We start from the raw sequence: 16,618 nt of genomic DNA on the forward strand, positions 1-16,618 counted from the left end.
CAGCGCCGCCTCCGGGGAAATTTAGCTGCCGCGATAGGTGGACCAGCCGCCGGGGGCAATTAAAAACGGTAAATGATAGTGCTCGCCGGCCGCTTCGCGGATGACGAAATCAATCTGCGCGCTCAGGTAGAGCGTCTCGCGCCCGCTGGCGGCAAACCACTCGCCGATTTCCGCGCACAACCGGTAACGCCCCGGCGCCAGCGTCCCGGCGCCGAGTTCGCCAATGCGACCGTTATCATCGGTGACGCCGCGGGCAACCAGCGCGCCTTCGCGCTCCAGCGCAATCTTTACGCCCTGCGCCGGTCGGCCGGTGGAAATATCCAGAATATGAGTGCTTAAGGTACTCATTCGCCAATCGCTCCTTCCAGTCTTAATAGGGTGATTTCGCGCAGCTGCGCTAACGCGTCCTCGACTTCTGCGCGCTCGCTGTTTTGCAGGCGACGCGACAGCGCCGCCAGGATTTCATCCCCGCTGCGCCCTTTCGCGCGAATCAAAAAGACCCGGCCAAATCGCGCTTCGTAGCGGGCGTTGCCCTCTTTCAGCGCCTGCGCCAGCGCAGCATCGCGGTCATCAACGCTTCCCTGTTCCTGACGCGAGAGCGCCGCGTGCGCCTGAGACCCGGCGGGCTTTTCGCCGATACGCGGATGGGCGCTTAGCGCCTCGGTCAGCTCCGCTTCGCCCCACGCCGCCATCAGCCGCCGGGCGGCGCTGAGTAAATCAGCGCGGCTGCGCCAGGGCCGGCCGGCGGCCAGCGCCGCCGCCCAGCCGGAGATGGCCACGCAGGGTTCCAGCACGGCGACGGCATGTTCGCCGCTCAGCTGATTAAAGTGATTCAGCGCGATCATCGGTGCTCCTTGTGGCCGCCGCCGCGGCCGGTTTCTCTTCCGGAATAATCAGATTCAGGACAATCGCCACCAGCCCGCCGCTGGTCGCCGCGGAACCGAACAGGTTACCCACGATCGGCGGGAAGTGGGTCAGAAACGCCGGAACCGCTTCAATGCCGAGACCAAAACCGAAGGCCAGGCCAACGATCAGCATATCGCGACGGGTTAGCGGTTTCTGGGTGATAATGCGGATCCCCGCCGCCACAACGCAGCCAAACATCACCATCGTCGCGCCGCCCAGCACCGGCGCCGGGATCTGGCGCAGTATCTCGCCGAACGGCGGAAACAGGCCCAGCAGAATCAAAATCACCCCGATGTAGCGGCCAACGTAGCGGCTGGCGACGCCAGTCATCTGAATCACGCCGTTGTTTTGCGCAAAGGTGGTATTGGGGAACGCGCACAGCATCGCCGCCACCATGCAGCTTATGCCATCGGCAAGAATGCCGCCTTTCAGCCGCGAACGAAAGTCCTCGTCATCTATCGACTGCTGAGAGATCAGGCAATTGGCCGTCAGATCGCCTACCGCCTCAAGAATGCAGACCAGCGACACCAGCGCAATCGGCAGAAAAATCGCGCTGTTAAACTGAAAACCAAACGGGAACAGCTGCGGTAAGCGGAACCAGACATCGCCGACGCCTTTAAGCTGGAACGATCCGCTCAGCGCCGCCGCCGCGCAGCCGACGGCAATCCCCACCACCACCGAAGAGAGACGCAGCCAGCGGTTTTTCGCACAGCTCAGCAGGACGATGGTCCCCAGCGTGCCCGCGCCGAGGGCGATATTGCTCATGCTGGCAAACGCTTTAGCCTGCTCGCCGCCGCACCAGTTAATGACGCTGACTTTAATCAGGCTAATGCCGATCAGCGCAATCACGCTGCCGGTAATCACCGGAGTAAAAATGCGCTTCAGCGGTTCAATAAAGCGGCTAACGAGACAGGGCACCAGCGCGGCAACAACGTTGACGCCAAACAGCATGGCCATAATATCCTGCGGCGTGCCGCCCTGCCCTTTTACCCACATACCGCCGGCAATGGCGACGCCGAGGAACGCAAAGCTGGTCCCCTGCATACAGATCATGCCCGCGCCGATCCCCCACAGGCGGTTGGATTGCAGGAAGGTCCCGATGCCGGAAGCCAGCAGGGACATGCTGATCAAATAGGGCAGCCACTCCCCCAGCCCCAGCGCCGCGCCGATAATCAGCGGCGGCGTAATAATGCCTACCAGCCCGGCGAGTACGTGCTGTAAGGCGCTAAAAAAAGCCGGGAGCGGCGGGATCCGCTGCTCAAGGCCGTACAGTAAGCCGCCGTTTTTTTCATCTGACATGGTCGTTTCATCCCGTTGCGAATAAGCGTGCGGGAACGGGTGCACAAAACAGGCCAAATTCGCTCACATTTGCGCAACATTTAATTTTATTCCGTTTTTTCAAGCAGATAACCCATCATTTTTGCCAGATCCCTGGCGTCTGACCTCGGCAAGACAATGAAACATTAGATTCTCAATTACAAATTTAGAAATTATTGATTCATAAAAAGGCAATAAAACCCGCTCTGCGCACCAGCGTTGTGCAACCGCACGGTCGCGGGGAGCCCGAATCGGCGAAATCAGCGCCTGCGCCAAAGTGGTACGCAAATTGCTCAAGCCAATAACGACGTATGTAAAGGAGAAGCAAATGAAAGCATTAGTTATCGGCGGCGGAATCGGCGGCCTGAGCGCGGCGGTGGCATTAAAAAATGCCGGTATCCACTGCGAAGTCTTTGAAGCGGTGAAAGAAATCAAGCCGGTGGGCGCGGCTATCTCCATCTGGCCTAACGGCGTTAAGTGCATGAAGCATTTAGGCATGGGGGATATTATCGAGAGTTACGGCGGCCCCATGTATTTTCTGGCTTACAAGGATTATCTGCGCGGGGAGACTCTGACGCAGTTCAGCCTCGCGCCGCTGGTGGCGCGCACCGGTGGCCGTCCCTGTCCGGTTTCCCGCGCCGAGCTGCAGCGCGAGATGCTCAACTTCTGGGGGCGCGACGCCGTGCAGTTTGGTAAACGCGTCACCCGCTGCGAAGAAAACGCCGACGGGGTTCGCGTCTGGTTTACCGACGGGTCGATGGCTGAAGGCGATTTTCTGATCGCCGCCGACGGTAGCCATTCGGCGCTGCGCCCGTACGTGCTCGGCTATACCCCTGAGCGCCGCTACGCAGGCTACGTTAACTGGAACGGTCTGGTGGAAATTGATGAGGCGATTGCGCCGGGCAACCAGTGGACCACCTTCGTCGGCGAGGGGAAACGGGTGTCGCTGATGCCGGTCTCCGATGGACGGTTTTACTTTTTCTTTGATGTTCCGCTCCCGGCGGGGCTGGCCGAGGATCGCAGCACCCTGCGGGCGGATCTTAGTCGCTACTTCAGCGGCTGGTCGCCGCAGGTGCAGAAGCTGATCGCCTCCCTCGACCCGCAGACCACCAACCGCATTGAAATCCATGATATCGAGCCGTTTGAACGGCTGGTTCGCGGCAAGGTGGCGCTGCTGGGCGATGCCGGGCACAGCACCACGCCGGATATCGGCCAGGGCGGCTGCGCGGCGCTGGAGGATGCGGTGGTGCTGGGGGATCTGTTCCGCCAGAGCCGGAATATCACCGAGGTATTGCGCCAGTACGAAGCGCAGCGCTGCGACCGGGTCCGCGACCTGGTGCTGAAGGCGCGTAAGCGCTGCGATGTGACCCATGGCAAAGATATGGCGCTGACGGAAGCCTGGTACCAGGAACTGAAATCCGAAACCGGGGAGCGGATTATCAACGGTCTGTGCGAAACCATTCAGGGCGGCCCGCTGGGGTAAAGATGCTGGCATCAGCCCCCTTCCCGGCTCGCGGCGTAAACGCCTTAGCCGGGCTACCGGATCGCAGACGCCGGGAAACCCGTAGCCCCGGTCAGCTCGTAGCCCGGCTAAGGGCAACGCGAGCCGGGAAGAAGCCACGCCGATGCATCACCCCGACACCGTCCCGGAGGCGGCGCTGCGCGCCTGTCCGGGCTACCGGATCGCAGATGCCGGGGAACCTGTAGCCCGGTCAGCGCAGCGCCACCGGGGAAGCAGGCCGCAGAGTATTTCAGGCCGGGCCTGTTCCCGGCTCGCGGCGTAAACGCCTTAGCCGGGCTACCGGATCGTAGACGCCGGGCAACCCGTAGCCCCGGTCAGCGCAGCTCGTAGCCCGGCTAAGCGCAGCGCGAGCCGGGAAGAAGCCACGCCGATGCATCACCCCGACACCGTCCCGGAGGCGGCGCTGCGCGCCTGTCCGGGTAAGCAGGTCGCAGAGTATTTCAGGCCGGGTCTGTTCCCGGCTCGCGGCGTAAACGCCTTAGCCGGGCTACCGGATCGCAGACGCGGGGAACCTGTAGCCCGGTCAGCGCAGCGCCACCGGGGAAGCAGGCCGCAGAGTATTTCAGGCCGGGCATATTACGCAGACGGGGGGGAAGCCGCTGTCCCGGCCTGCATCTCCTCCATCACGGCGGTCAGCTTCTGGATCGCCATCTGCGCCGGGCGGGAGAGCTGGCGCGATGGCGCGGTGCACAGGGCCAGGGTGAGCGGGCGCAGCAGCTTGTTGCGCAGCGGGACAAACGCCAGCTGCCCGAGCTTCACCTCTTCCAGCACGTCCAGACGGCTGAGAATAGTCACGCCGCCGCCTTTAAGCACCAGCGATTTAATCAGCCGGATATCGTTGCAGCTGATACTGTTCGCCGGGAAAAAATCATAATGGCGATAGAGCATCGCGACCCGATCGTGGACGATCAGCGGCGCGCCGGGAACAATATGCCGCTCCTCGCTGAGTTCGCCCAGGGACAGCATCGCAGCCTGCGCCTGGGGGTGATCCGGGCGCATCACCGCGCCCATCTCCAGTTCAGCAAAGGCCAGTACGCTCAGTCCGGCCTGGCCTTCAGGATCCAGAATCAGGCCGAAATCAAGATCCGCCTGCCGCACCTTCTGGCTGACGGTATGGCTATCCGCGACCTGCAAATTCAGCTCGAGCCACTGCCAGCTGCCGATAATCTCCGCCAGCGCGGCGGCAAAGCTCCCTTCCGCCAGCGCCTGCACCATGCCAAGGCTAACGGTGCCGCGCTTTAGCCCCTGCAGCTCATCAAACTTTTGCCGCGTCAGATGAAACTCCTTTTGCCAGCGCAGCAGATTGTCGTACAGCAGCTCTCCGGCGGTGGTCATGCGCAGCCCTTCCGGCAGGCGTTCGAACAGCGGCGTGCCGAAGGCCTCTTCCGCCTGCAAGATTTGCCGGTTGATGGCCGAGGCGGAAATATGCAGCTTTTCTGCCGCCCGCCGCAGGCTACCGCTGCGGGCGACCTCGGCAAAATAGAGGGCGAAACGTGAAAATGGGCTCATCGGTGACCTGTTCTCTTTTTTGCAACGGCTGGATGAATTCTTGCTGATGGATGTCAACACCCTAATATGACAACAATAAACTCACAACAATTAAACAAATGTTTTTGTGAGCAGGAAGAGAAGCCATGAACAGACCACAACCCACCCCACCCGCCCATTGCACCTTTGAGCCGGAGGACTGGCTGCGCCTGGCGAAATGCTGGCACCCGGTCGCCCGCGCCTGCGATATCGGCCCCGCGCCGGTAAAAGCCACCCTGCTTGATGAGCAGCTGGTGATCTATCGTATTAAGGGCCAGGTGGTGGTCGCTCGCGACGTCTGTCCCCACCGCGGCGTGCCGCTGACGCTCGGCTTTCACGATGAAGAAGGGATCGTCTGCCCGTACCACGGCCTGCGCTTCGGCGAAGATGGCCGCTGTAACCGTATCCCATCCAGCCCCGACCAGCCGGTACCGGCGAAGCTCAACCTCACCAGCTTTGCGGTTGAGGAGCGCTATGGCCTGATCTGGACCTGCCTGGCCTTCGACCCGGAGAACCCGATGCCGCTGCCGGTGATGCCGCACTGGCACGACGACGGCTTTCAGCAAATCAACTGCCCGGCCTTTGAGGTCAACGGCTTTGCGGGGCGCCAGGTCGAGGGCTTTCTGGATGTCGCCCATTTCGCCTGGATCCATACCGATACTTTCGCCGACCCGGATAACCAGGTGGTGCCGAACTATAACCCGCAGGAGACGTCGTTTGGTTTTATCGCCGATTACTGGAGTTCGGTCGGCAACTATCCCGCCAGCTCCGAGTTTCGCGCGCCGGAGGGCTTCCAGTGGCTGCGTCATTTCGAGATGCATCTGCCGTTTACCGCCACCCTGACGATTCATTTTCCCGGTGAGGCCAGGCTGGTGATTATGAACGCCGCCTCGCCGGTTTCCTCGCGGATAACCCGGATGTTCGCGCCCATCGCGCGTAATTTCGATCTGCACGTGCCGGTAGAGGATGTTCACGCCTTTAACCTGCGCGTCTTTGAGGAAGATCGCCTGATGGTGGAGACCCAGCGCCCGGAGAGACTGCCGCTGGATTTAACGCTCGAAGCGCATATCCCCGCCGATCGCAGCTCCATCGCCTATCGCCGCGGACTGAAAAAAATGGGCTTCGGCGACTTTTTCCTCGTTTAAGTGGAGAGCCATCATGAGCGATGTAGTAGAGGTTATCGTTGACGGCCTCTGGCGCCAGGGCAGCCAGAACCTCGCCGTCAGGCTGGTGGCGCGGGACGGGCGACCGCTCCCCGCCTGGCAGCCCGGCGCGCATATTGACGTTCATCTGCCGTGCGGCATTATCCGCCAGTATTCGCTGACCGGCCCGGAGGACGCAGACGACGGCTACCTGATCTGCGTGGCGCTGGAGAAAGCGTCACGCGGCGGTTCGCGCTATATTCATCAGCAGCTGCGCCCCGGCCAGACGCTGTTGATTTCTCCCCCGCGCAATCTGTTTCCCTTACGGGCGGCGGAGCGGGTGACGCTGCTGGCCGCCGGTATCGGCATTACGCCGCTGTACGCAATGGCGCTAAGGCTGGAGGCGGAGGGCGTGCCGTTTACGCTGCACTATTACCTGAAAAATCGCGCCCAGGGGGCGTTTGTCCGCGAACTGCAGCGGCGATTCCGCGCCGAAAGCGTGGTGATTCACAGCTCTTGCGAAGGAGACAGCGCCCGGCAGCATTTAGCCGCCGCGCTGAACAAGACGCATACCGGATATCCGATTTATCTCTGCGGGCCAGAGGGATTTATGGCCGCCGCGCGCCGGGTCGCCATGGAACAGGGCTGGGCGGAAACGCTGATCCATAGCGAAGCCTTTCAGCCTGTCGCGATGCCCGCCGGCGCTGAGGAGGGAGAAACGTTTAGCGTGACGCTTGCGTCCTCGGGAGAGCGGTGGCCGGTGCCCCCGCATAAGACCATCGCCCAGGTGCTCCAGGAGAACGGCGTCGCCGTCCCCCTCTCCTGCGAGATGGGGATTTGCGGCGCCTGCCTGACGCCGGTTCTCGAGGGGGTTGTCGACCACCGCGACACCGTGCAGTCGGAGGCGGAGAAATCCGCCGGCGCGCAGCAGATCGCCCTGTGCTGCTCCCGCAGCCGGTCGGCGAATCTGTGCATTGATTTATAGCCCGTCGGCGCTAGCAGGCAAAGACCCGCGCCTCGCCCACCACCTCAATGCGTACCGCCGCCCCCGGCCGCCATAACTGCCGGCTGACGGTTTTGACGATCAGCGGCTCGCCCTGGCCGGGCATCGCCAGGGTTAACGTTGACAGGTGGCCGCTAAAGTCCACATCGCGTACGGTGAGCGACTGTCCATCCGCCGGAGAGGGGGAAATAACCAGCTGCTCGGGGCGCAGCATGACCCTTCCCTGGCCGACGGCATGCGGATCATCGATTGAAATTTCGCCAATCGCACAGCGCGCCCGCCCGCCGCGAAGCTCGGCGGGCAGCACCAGCGCATCGCCGAGAAATAGCGCGGTCTCTTCATCGACGGGACGGCTGTAGACCTCATACGGCGTGCCGACCTGGGCAAAACGTCCCTGGCGCATCACCGCGACCTGGCTGGCAAAGGAGAGCGCTTCATTCTGATCGTGAGTCACCAGAATCGACGCGACCCCGGCCTGCGCCAGTAAATCGGCGGTGGCTTTGCGCGTGGCCGCGCGCAGCCCGGTATCGAGAGCGGAAAAAGGCTCATCAAGCAGCATCAGCGCGGGCCGCTGCGCCAGCGCGCGCGCCAGGGCTACGCGCTGCTGCTGACCGCCGGAGATTTCGTGCGGCCAGTGGTTCGCCAGTTGACGGTCCAGCGACACCCTCTCCATCAGCGCCGCCACCTGCTGATATTTCTCCTGCCGGCTGCCGTCGAGGCCCCAGGCGATATTGTCCGCGACGTTCAGATGGGGGAACAGCGCGCCTTCCTGCGGCACGTAGCCCACCCCGCGCAGGTGGGCGGGAATAAATGTCCCCTGCGCAAACAGCGTGCGCCCCTGCATAACAATGCGCCCGCTATCCGGCGTTTCGAAACCGGCGAGGATCCGCAGCAGCGTGGTTTTACCGGAGCCGGAGGGACCAACTATCGCCGTCCGGCTGCCTGCGGCCACCGTCAGATTCAGGTTTTCGAGCACCCGCGTACCGGCAAAAGATTTTGAGATTGAGGAGAGTTCAAGCATTTACAGGCCTGCGATTTTTTTCGACTGGATATAGAGAATGCCGGTCAGCGGCAGCGAAAGCAGAATCATCAGCATCGCGTAAGGCGCGGCGGCGACGTAATCAATTTCGCTGGTTAGCGCCCAGAAGCCGGTCGACAGCGTGCGGGTGCCGAGCGGAGAGAGCAGCAGCGTGGCGGTCAATTCATTGGTGATGCCGAGAAACACCAGCGCCGCCGCTGCCGCCGCGCCCGGCGCCGCCAGCCGCATGGTCACGCTCCACAGCGCCCGGCCGGGGCTGCGGCCCAAACTGCGGGCGACGTTTTCCAGCTCCACGGGGGCCTGAGCGATGCCGGCGCGCAGGTTGACCAGCGCCCGGGGCATAAACATCAGCAGCCAGGCGAGCAGCAGCGTGACCTCGGTCTGATAGATGGGGCGCGCGTAGTGAATGGTGACCGTCACCAGCGCCAGCGCCGTCACGATGCCGGGCAGAGAGCTGGTCATGTAGTTACACCCCTCCAGCAGTCGAATAAGACGCTGCGGATAGCGAACGCCCAGCCAGGCAATGGGAATAGCGCAGGCGGTGGTGAGGAGAGCGCCCACCGCGCCGAGCAGCAGCGTTTGCCGCAGGGAGAGCCAGAGGTCGGCGTTTAACCAGTTCTCCACGCCGCCCAGCCATAGCCAGCGGCAGAGCACCATCAGCGGAACGCCCAGCGCCAGCATCACCAGCGTCAGCAGCGCGAGCTGGAGAGGGATCGCCGCCAGCCGGCCCAGCGGCTGCCGCTGCTGTTCGCGCGCGGCGCCCGAACCGATGCGGGCATAGCGCGCTTTCCCCCGCGACGCCCCTTCCAGCAGCAAAATAGCCAGACAGCAGAGCGCCAGCACCCCGGCCAGCATGTTCGCCGCCGGGCCGCTGAAGGTTGACTGGAACTGGTCATAGATGGCGGTGGTAAAGGTATCAAAACGCACCATCGCGAACAGGCCAAACTCCGCCAGCAGATGCAGCGCCACCAGCAGCGCGCCGCCGCATATCGCCAGCCTGAGCTGGGGCAAAACCACGCGGAAAAAGATCCGCCACGGCGGCGTACCTAATGAGGCGGCAACATCTTCCAGCGTCGGGTCCAGCCGCCGCAGAACGGCGGCAACCGGCATATAGATAAACGGGTAGTAGGCCAGCAGCGAAAGAAACACCCCGGCAGAGAGGCCGTGCATTGCCGGCACCGCGCTGACCCAGGCGTAGCTTTGCACAAAGGCCGGGATCGCCAGCGGCGCAACCGCCAGCACCGACCAGAGCCGCCGCCCCGCCAGCAGCGTGCGCTCCGTCAGCCAGGCCAGGCCAACGCCCAGCGCAATGCACAGGGGTACCGTCAGCGCGATAAGCCACAGGGTATTGCTTAACAGCTCAGCGACGCGCGGGCGAAAGACCAGCGCCTGGATTGTCTCCCAGCCGGTATCGACCCCTACGGCAATAACAAAACCCGGCGGCAAGAGCGCCAGCAGAGAAAACAGAACGGCTAACGCGATCATCGGAAAAGCAGGACGCCTGCGCTCGGGCAGGCGTTGGGCTTTTTTTCCGAGCGCGAAACTCAGAGAAGACATAGCGTGTTCACTTTAACGGACGATTACAGCAGGCCAGCCTGGGTCATCAAATCAACCACTTTTTTGCTGTTCAGCGAAGACGGCTCAACCTTCGGCGCCTCTAACGCTTTCAGCGGCGTCAGCTTCGGGTTGGACGCGGCGTTGACGCCAACGGCGTATTCAAAGGCGTTATTGGTGCGCAGTTCATCCTGTCCCTGCTTGCCGGTGATCCACTTGATAAAGGCCTGAGCCTGTTCCTGATGTTTGCTGGAGGCCAGCACGCCGCCGCCGGAAATGCTGACAAAGGCGCCCGGATCCTGGTTTTTAAAGTAGTGGAGACGGGTATTTTTGCTGTTCTCGCCGGTTTTCGCCTGATCGACAAAGCGGTAGTAATGATAGATAACGCCGCCATCAATCTGACCGGCATTCACCGCTTTCATCACCGTGCTGTTGCCCTTGTAGGCCACAAAATTGGTTTTCATCGCTTTAAGCCATGCCAGGGTTTCCTGCTCGCCTTTCAGCGCCAGCATGGCGCTGACGATGGCCTGAAAATCCGCGCCGGATGGCGAAGCGGCCCAGCGCCCTTTCCACTGCGGCTGCGCCAGATCCATCAGGGATGTCGGCAGCTGCGCTTCGCTGATTTTCGCCGGGTTATAGACGAATACGGTGCTGCGGGCGGCAATGCCTATCCAGCGGCCGTGCTCAGGGCGGTACTGCGGGGCGACCTGTTGAAGGGTCTCGGCCGCCAGCGGCGCAAACAGCTTCGCGTTATCCACCAGCACCATCGCCGGGGAGTTTTCGGTCAGAAAGACATCCGCCGGGGATGCCGTCCCCTCCTGCACCAGCTGATTACCCAGCTCGCTGTCGCCGCCGTTACGCAGCGTCACTTTAATTCCCGTCTCTTTGGTAAAGCCGTCAACCCAGGACTTCACCAGATTTTCATGCTGCGCGTTGTAGACCACAATCCCGTCGCTGCTGGCCGCCGCCAGCGCCTGCGGGGCAATAAACGCGGAAGAAGCCATCAATGCAGCGGAGCAATAAGACACCAGACGAAAACGCATAAACTAATCCTTAATAGAGGTGGGCGAAGAGTCACTGGCCGCCGGCCGGCAAGGATTAAATCACAGAGGAATGTGAATGATAATGCAAACAATTACCATCTAATGAAAAAAGTGAAATGTACTGAGCGCGGGCGGATAAGGGCGAGAAAAATGCTATAAAAAAATAACCGTCGCGGTGAAGATTAAAATAACCTTAAGATGACTTCATTTTTTATTACGGTTCTTTCAAAGCCCCACAGCGGGCGGGTTTTCGCCACTGTATTAGCGAAAACTCCACTGTATGCTCACCACAAAGACGGCGGGAAGAATAATTCCGCTTTCAACGCCGAAATAATTGGTAAAGTTGTACTGAAAACCATGATAAATATAGGGAGAAAAGCCGATGCCGGTGGCGTCTTTAAAATCCTTATAAGAACCATGATCGCCGCAGTGCTCGAAGGCCGAGAAAAAAAACTCGCCAACGTAGCCATAAATTCCCTTAAACACCCAGCCGTTGCCCAACGAGACCCAGTCGCGGCGAACCCCCAGCGCAATGCAGCGATCGTCAAAGCTGTTTTTCATCGTTCCGGCCAGCAGGCTGTACGGCGAATCTTCGGAGAACCTGCGCTCAACGGAGGCAAACTGGTTGTCAAAACCTTCGGTGTACTGGCCGTGGTTGTTCGACAGATGGTAAATCCAGGAGCCGGTATTAACCGAATACAGGTTGATTTCATCCGCCTGTAGGGCCGTCGATGACATCATCAGGGCGGCGACGGCCACCGCAGGCTTCATCATTTTTCTGCGCATCAACATCATCCCCTGGTTCAGGCGTCGGCCCGGCTGGATAATAAGAGTATATACCCGTCGTCTTTCAAGTGGCTTCTTTGTTGGCTACGTTCGTTCACCCCAGTCACTTACTTGAGTAAACTCCTGGGGATTAATGAGAGGCTCCTGCCGCTCACCGGCGGTCAGCCTTCGGCTGGTCAAATTCGTTCCGACGAATTTGTCTCTCTCTTGCCGCCTCAAAGCAACTCGAAATCCATTGGGTACAGAAACCGCCGGTTGGCTCTGCCGGAGAAATGCGCGATTTTCGGTAAATAGATTTTTTAATGAAATTCTGGTGGGTTAATTTTATTAATACAGCGTATTTTATCCGGTCATCAGTGCCTGATGAACAAGAATAAAGGAGGGATCTTAATTAATTTTCAGGGCGAGAGTTGAGCGTGAATAATAAAATACCTGGCGTCTTACCAGGCATTTCTTCAGGTCTATTTAGCGCTGGCAAATTTTTATTAGCAGCTCCGCCATCCAGCGATGGCTTCTCTCCTGGCCCGCCGTTTCATGCCACGAAAGATAGCAGGTACGGCTGTCCATTTCTAAAGGCAGCGGCAGCAGCTGTAGCGCAAACTGCTCTTCAAACTCTTTCGCCAGCCATTCCGGCGCGATAGCCACCATATTGGTTTGCGACACCACGCTCAACACGCTGACCATCGCGTTACCGTGAAAAGCGACGCAGGCCTGCTGCTCTTCAGAGCTATACCAGGGATAGCTGAAGGAGGCGTAGCGATCCAGCGCGACGGTGGCGTGCTGCTCGCGATAAATATCCTCCTCGCTCAGCGGCGATGCGATACGCGGATGGTTGCGCCTGGCCACCAGCACCATTCGGTCATGGAACAGCGGGATGCTGGTAAATTCCGGATGATTGAATTTGTTGTAATCGAGTACAAATTCCACCTCCTGATAGCGCAGCTGATTTGTCACCTGCTGACTTAGCGAAGATTTAAAGGAAAGAGTGACCCTGGGAGCAATCTCGCTGATTTTGTTAAAAATAAGCGGAGTCAGGTAGTTATCCAGCGGGCTACAGACGCAAAGGTTGTAATTACGTTCGCAGTCCAGCGGGTCGAAAAGCGTATCCGGTAGCTCATTTTGCACCAGCGACAGCGCGCGACGAACGGAGCTAAACAGCTGAAAGGCGCGCTCCGTCGGTTTTATCCCGCGGCCGTTGCGGACGAACAGTTCATCCTTAAACAGCACCTTCAGGCGAGAGACCGCGCTGCTGACCGCCGGCTGAGACATGCCCAGCGTGTGCGCCGCTTTGGTTAAGCTTTGCTCCTGCATAACGGTATCAAAAATGGTTAACAGGTTAAGATCGACTTTCCGCAGGACGGGCTGCCGGACTTTCGGTTCAGAGGTTGCTTTAGATGTTGTATTTTCACTCATGTAGGGAACTCCACCAGCACATTAATCAGCGATTCTGCTTCGTAACACTGAGACCTTTCGCCAAAGGAAAAAAATGGGCAGATAAATCACCATCGGCCCCAGCAGCCATGTGTTATCGGTTTCCAGCAGCACGCTCAAATGTATGAAACTTATTATCAAAATGGTAAACAGTAAAAGAATATGAAACGTATTATGTTTTCTGGAGAAAACGGCATAGCGGTAAAGCATTCTTTTTTCCTTCGTTCACTCCTTGAACAAGGGAGAATACCATATAAAAAGTGATGAAATTTCTGAAAAATACGCGACTAAATCCTAATAAGTAGATTCACATTAAAATTATTCAGATTTGCTTAGGTAAATCTTAAACACTCCAAATTCAGATATTCCTTTGCCGGGGCAGTCGCGATAAAACCAGGCAATCACATTCCGTCGCGAGTAATAGCGAGAGAAGAGAAATTATTTCACAGGCAATAATAACGGCTATGTAGCAATAGCAGGAAAGAGATCTAAAAGGAGTGATTAAAGATGTTCAGAGGCGTATTCAACAGAAGCGGGAGGCTTTATTACCGATATCGTGCGGATCCGCTAAGCAAGTGTTGGGCCGCCATCGAGGCCTCGAACCCCGTTCCCTACAACGTACGTCGTTCGCTCTTCCAGATGAGCTAATGGCGGTCAGGCGCTAAGCAGTCACGTCCGGCAGCGGCGTGCCGGTACCGCTTAGCGACGCGAATAGTAGCCGGATGCATCAACGCTGTAAATAATATAAATGTACGAAATACCTGAACGCCCGCCTTTCCGCCGCATACGCCGGCAACGTTATCCATCCAGACAAAACCTTACACGCCAGCCTCTTGTACATTGATAAGGATTGTTTATGATCCTCGGGTTCTGTCTTGTCCTGGTACCCTATGCACAATCGTCGGCTTCCTGGTAAATGGTTTTTGATACTGACCTGCCTGGTCATGGCATTCTGCCTTGTTCAGCGGGCGGCCTATCTGCACCATTTTTTGGCCGATGTCGGCGCCCGCACGCAGGCGATATCCTTCAGCGCGCAGGCCCAGCAGCCGTCTTCTGAGGAGGCTGAGCCAGGCCCCTCGCCCTGTCAGCTGAGCGCTAAATCCCTGCTCTGCGCGCAGCCGCTATTCTTTGATGGCGCCTTACCTGCCGTCATACTCTTCCTCGCCCTGCTTCAGCTGCTCACCGCAGGGCGTCCGGTGGTTTTCCGGGACGATCCCGTCCGGCCGCCCACGCTGCGAATACACCTTAAAAACTGCGTTTTCCGTGAATGAAAAAATCGTTCTTAAACGATTAATTTTTTAATTCACGGAGAAAAAAATGCTGAATATCTTCAGGGGCTTCGTCTTCCTGTTGCTGGCCTGCGCGGGCGTTGCCCACGGGGCGGACACCGGATGGCTGACATCCCCGCAAAACGACCATGCCCGGATCCGCTTCCAGGCGGAAAAAGGAAACGATCGGATCGACGGACTGCTCTCTATTGAGCTGGCCTCCGGCTGGAAAACCTACTGGCGCTCGCCGGGCGAAGGCGGCGTCGCCCCGCAAATCATCTGGAACAACGGGGAACAGGCGCGGTGGTACTGGCCTGCCCCGTCAAGATTCAAGATTTCCGGCCTGACGACCCAGGGCTACCATGACCGGGTCGCGATCCCGATGACGATCGCCGCCGCCCCCGGCGACGTGCTGGAAGGCACGCTTACGCTATCGACCTGCAGCAACGTCTGTCTGCTGACCGACTACCGGCTGCGTCTCGATTTCAATCAGCCCGCGGACGGCGATTTCCGGGACGCCTTTGCCCGGGCCATGCGCACTATCCCGGCAGATACCGGCATAACCAACGATCTCGCCGCGCATCGGGTCGGGAGCCAGCTGGTCATCACCGCCACCGCGACCGGCGAATGGAAAAACCCCGGGATCTATTTTGACCCTATGGACGGGGGAATTGTGGCCGGCGATCCGGACATTCGCGCCGAGGGCAGCCACCTCAAGGTGACGGTACCGGTCACCGACGAATGGGGAGAAATCCCCGCCACGCTGGCAGGAAAAGCGCTGTCGTTGGTGCTGACAAATGGTGAAAAAGCGCAGCAGATAAACCTTACGACTGGCGCGGATCTCGCCCCGGCGGCGACGGTTAGTCTCGGGAAAATAGTGCTTTTCGCGCTGCTCGGCGGCTTAATCCTTAACCTGATGCCGTGCGTATTGCCGGTGATGGGCATGAAGCTCAGCGCGGTGCTGCAGGCCGGTTCAGACCGGGGCATGGTCAGGCTGCGTTTTCTGGCCACCAGCGCGGGTATTCTGACCTCGTTTGCTCTGCTGGCGCTGATGGTGACGATACTGAAGCTCACCGGCGCATCGCTGGGCTGGGGGATCCAGTTTCAGAATCCCTGGTTTATCGGCTTAATGGTTGCCGTCACCTTTCTCTTTTCGCTGAACCTTTTCGGGGTAGTCGAGATGCTGCTTCCCTCGGCAGCCGTGAGCCGGCTGGCGACCGCCGGCGGCGCCGGGATGGCGGGCAGCTTCTGCGAGGGCGTTTTTGCCACCCTGCTGGCAACGCCCTGCTCGGCCCCCTTCCTGGGCACGGCCGTCGCTTTCGCGCTTGCCGCTCCGCTTCAGGAGCTGTGGCTGATTTTTCTGGTGCTCGGGCTAGGGATGGCTGCGCCGTGGCTGTTCGTCGCCCTGTTCCCGCAAACCGCCGCCCTGCTCCCCCGCCCCGGCCGCTGGATGAACACCCTGAAAATGGCGCTTGGCGTCATGATGCTGGCCTCCAGCCTCTGGCTGACGACGCTGCTCGGCCTGCACCTGGGAGAAACGGCGGGCGGCATGCTGACGCTGGCCCTCACCGTGGCGGCCCCGATCGCCTTGTTAGTCGCCCGTCCGCGAGCGACGCCAGCATTCTGGCTGGTGATTATCGCGCTGGCGGCGTTTGCCGGCTTTCAGGTTCGCGGCCTGCTCGCCGAGGGTGCTATCGTCTCGTCGCCGGAGGCTAACGCTCAGCAAATTCGCTGGCAGCCTCTCAGCGAGGCGGCCATCCAGAGCGCGCTGGCGGATGGCAAACGGGTGTTTATCGATATCTCAGCCGACTGGTGCGTCACGTGCAAAGTCAATGAACACCGGGTGTTAAATCAGCCCGCCATCATCAGCGCGTTGGCTGAGCCGGATGTCGTCGCGCTGCGCGGCGACTGGAGCAAGCCCTCTGAGCCGATCGCCCGTTTCCTGCAAAGCCGAAATCGTTACGCCATTCCCTTCAATCAGGTCTACGGTCCAGGCGTGCCGCAAGGAGAGACGCTCCCGCCGCTGCTCGATCAACAAAGCGTCCTGAACGCGCTCACTCATGCCAGAGGTTAATTAACG

The 16,618-nt window shown here is 59.7% G+C and carries 14 protein-coding genes; 5 read left to right on the plus strand and 9 right to left on the minus strand.

Features of this window, described 5'->3' with window-relative positions; all coding sequences use genetic code 11:
• Positions 1-21: 21 nt before the first annotated feature.
• Genes uraH through ABLV30_RS17965 form a run of 3 tightly spaced genes read right to left on the minus strand, consistent with a single transcriptional unit; the run spans position 22 to position 2,205 of the window.
• Complete coding sequence (gene uraH, locus ABLV30_RS17955; RefSeq protein WP_025106221.1) at positions 22-348, minus strand: hydroxyisourate hydrolase; 327 nt, start codon at positions 346-348, stop codon at positions 22-24.
• Positions 345-845, minus strand: coding sequence for a 2-oxo-4-hydroxy-4-carboxy-5-ureidoimidazoline decarboxylase (gene uraD, locus ABLV30_RS17960; protein WP_038424292.1), 501 nt, complete (start codon positions 843-845; stop codon positions 345-347). Before uraD ends, uraH begins: the two co-directional genes overlap by 4 nt.
• Positions 823-2,205 (minus strand): nucleobase:cation symporter-2 family protein, encoded by a 1,383-nt coding sequence (locus ABLV30_RS17965; protein ID WP_049071245.1) that lies wholly within the window; start codon positions 2,203-2,205, stop codon positions 823-825. The genes uraD and ABLV30_RS17965 overlap by 23 nt, the downstream gene beginning before the upstream one ends.
• Positions 2,206-2,551: 346 nt before the next feature.
• Here ABLV30_RS17965 and hpxO point away from each other — a divergent pair, with 346 nt between their 5' ends.
• On the plus strand, positions 2,552-3,706 hold the full coding sequence (gene hpxO, locus ABLV30_RS17970) for an FAD-dependent urate hydroxylase HpxO (RefSeq protein ID WP_265800577.1): 1,155 nt from the start codon (positions 2,552-2,554) through the stop codon (positions 3,704-3,706).
• A gap of 615 nt (positions 3,707-4,321) precedes the next feature.
• On the opposite strand, the gene hpxR is transcribed toward hpxO, so the two are convergent.
• Positions 4,322-5,254, minus strand: coding sequence for a LysR family hpxDE operon transcriptional regulator HpxR (gene hpxR, locus ABLV30_RS17975; protein WP_025106218.1), 933 nt, complete (start codon positions 5,252-5,254; stop codon positions 4,322-4,324).
• A gap of 125 nt (positions 5,255-5,379) precedes the next feature.
• On the opposite strand from hpxR, the gene hpxD reads away from it, so the two are divergent.
• On the plus strand, positions 5,380-6,417 hold the full coding sequence (hpxD, locus tag ABLV30_RS17980) for a molybdenum cofactor-independent xanthine hydroxylase subunit HpxD (RefSeq protein ID WP_014228754.1): 1,038 nt from the start codon (positions 5,380-5,382) through the stop codon (positions 6,415-6,417).
• A 13-nt stretch (positions 6,418-6,430) separates the two neighbouring features.
• Entirely contained in the window at positions 6,431-7,399 is a 969-nt protein-coding gene (locus tag ABLV30_RS17985) for a PDR/VanB family oxidoreductase (protein WP_265800576.1), read from the plus strand.
• 10 nt (positions 7,400-7,409) lie between these two features.
• Here ABLV30_RS17985 and ABLV30_RS17990 read toward each other — a convergent pair whose 3' ends face one another.
• From ABLV30_RS17990 to leuO, 5 genes are all read right to left on the minus strand, one after another.
• Positions 7,410-8,438, minus strand: a complete 1,029-nt coding sequence (locus tag ABLV30_RS17990) for an ABC transporter ATP-binding protein (RefSeq protein WP_265800574.1) — start codon at positions 8,436-8,438, stop codon at positions 7,410-7,412.
• The gene (locus tag ABLV30_RS17995) at positions 8,439-10,013 is read right to left on the minus strand and encodes an iron ABC transporter permease (RefSeq protein ID WP_064358326.1); all 1,575 of its coding nucleotides are present in this window, start codon (positions 10,011-10,013) and stop codon (positions 8,439-8,441) included.
• A gap of 23 nt (positions 10,014-10,036) precedes the next feature.
• Positions 10,037-11,053, minus strand: a complete 1,017-nt coding sequence (locus tag ABLV30_RS18000) for an iron ABC transporter substrate-binding protein (protein WP_025106214.1) — start codon at positions 11,051-11,053, stop codon at positions 10,037-10,039.
• 261 nt (positions 11,054-11,314) lie between these two features.
• Positions 11,315-11,794 (minus strand): hypothetical protein, encoded by a 480-nt coding sequence (locus ABLV30_RS18005; protein ID WP_162557613.1) that lies wholly within the window; start codon positions 11,792-11,794, stop codon positions 11,315-11,317.
• 510 nt (positions 11,795-12,304) lie between these two features.
• Positions 12,305-13,252: a transcriptional regulator LeuO gene (gene leuO, locus ABLV30_RS18010; protein ID WP_014228748.1), complete on the minus strand. Its 948-nt coding sequence runs from the start codon at positions 13,250-13,252 to the stop codon at positions 12,305-12,307.
• 908 nt (positions 13,253-14,160) lie between these two features.
• Here leuO and ABLV30_RS18015 point away from each other — a divergent pair.
• Both ABLV30_RS18015 and ABLV30_RS18020 read left to right on the plus strand, forming a co-directional pair.
• A complete protein-coding gene (locus ABLV30_RS18015) occupies positions 14,161-14,541 on the plus strand; it encodes a hypothetical protein (RefSeq protein WP_032719734.1) in 381 nt (126 codons plus the stop codon).
• A 46-nt stretch (positions 14,542-14,587) separates the two neighbouring features.
• Entirely contained in the window at positions 14,588-16,612 is a 2,025-nt protein-coding gene (locus tag ABLV30_RS18020) for a protein-disulfide reductase DsbD domain-containing protein (protein ID WP_265800571.1), read from the plus strand.
• Positions 16,613-16,618: the final 6 nt, after the last annotated feature.

The organism is Klebsiella sp. CN_Kp113 (assembly GCF_040064585.1).
In the GTDB taxonomy this organism is placed as follows: Bacteria; Pseudomonadota; Gammaproteobacteria; order Enterobacterales; family Enterobacteriaceae; genus Klebsiella; species Klebsiella michiganensis.

Excerpts from the sequence above, each read along its gene's own strand:
- uraD (WP_038424292.1), bottom strand. The coding sequence starts at position 845 with ATGATCGCGCTGAATCACTTTAATCAGCTGAGCGGCGAACATGCCGTC.
- ABLV30_RS17965 (WP_049071245.1), bottom strand. The coding sequence starts at position 2,205 with ATGTCAGATGAAAAAAACGGCGGCTTACTGTACGGCCTTGAGCAGCGG.
- hpxD (WP_014228754.1), top strand. The coding sequence starts at position 5,380 with ATGAACAGACCACAACCCACCCCACCCGCCCATTGCACCTTTGAGCCG.
- ABLV30_RS18005 (WP_162557613.1), bottom strand. The coding sequence starts at position 11,794 with ATGATGTCATCGACGGCCCTACAGGCGGATGAAATCAACCTGTATTCG.
- ABLV30_RS17985 (WP_265800576.1), top strand. The coding sequence starts at position 6,431 with ATGAGCGATGTAGTAGAGGTTATCGTTGACGGCCTCTGGCGCCAGGGC.
- ABLV30_RS18015 (WP_032719734.1), top strand. The coding sequence starts at position 14,161 with ATGCACAATCGTCGGCTTCCTGGTAAATGGTTTTTGATACTGACCTGC.
- ABLV30_RS17995 (WP_064358326.1), bottom strand. The coding sequence starts at position 10,013 with ATGTCTTCTCTGAGTTTCGCGCTCGGAAAAAAAGCCCAACGCCTGCCC.
- ABLV30_RS18000 (WP_025106214.1), bottom strand. The coding sequence starts at position 11,053 with ATGCGTTTTCGTCTGGTGTCTTATTGCTCCGCTGCATTGATGGCTTCT.
- uraH (WP_025106221.1), bottom strand. The coding sequence starts at position 348 with ATGAGTACCTTAAGCACTCATATTCTGGATATTTCCACCGGCCGACCG.
- hpxR (WP_025106218.1), bottom strand. The coding sequence starts at position 5,254 with ATGAGCCCATTTTCACGTTTCGCCCTCTATTTTGCCGAGGTCGCCCGC.
- ABLV30_RS17990 (WP_265800574.1), bottom strand. The coding sequence starts at position 8,438 with ATGCTTGAACTCTCCTCAATCTCAAAATCTTTTGCCGGTACGCGGGTG.
- hpxO (WP_265800577.1), top strand. The coding sequence starts at position 2,552 with ATGAAAGCATTAGTTATCGGCGGCGGAATCGGCGGCCTGAGCGCGGCG.
- ABLV30_RS18020 (WP_265800571.1), top strand. The coding sequence starts at position 14,588 with ATGCTGAATATCTTCAGGGGCTTCGTCTTCCTGTTGCTGGCCTGCGCG.
- leuO (WP_014228748.1), bottom strand. The coding sequence starts at position 13,252 with ATGAGTGAAAATACAACATCTAAAGCAACCTCTGAACCGAAAGTCCGG.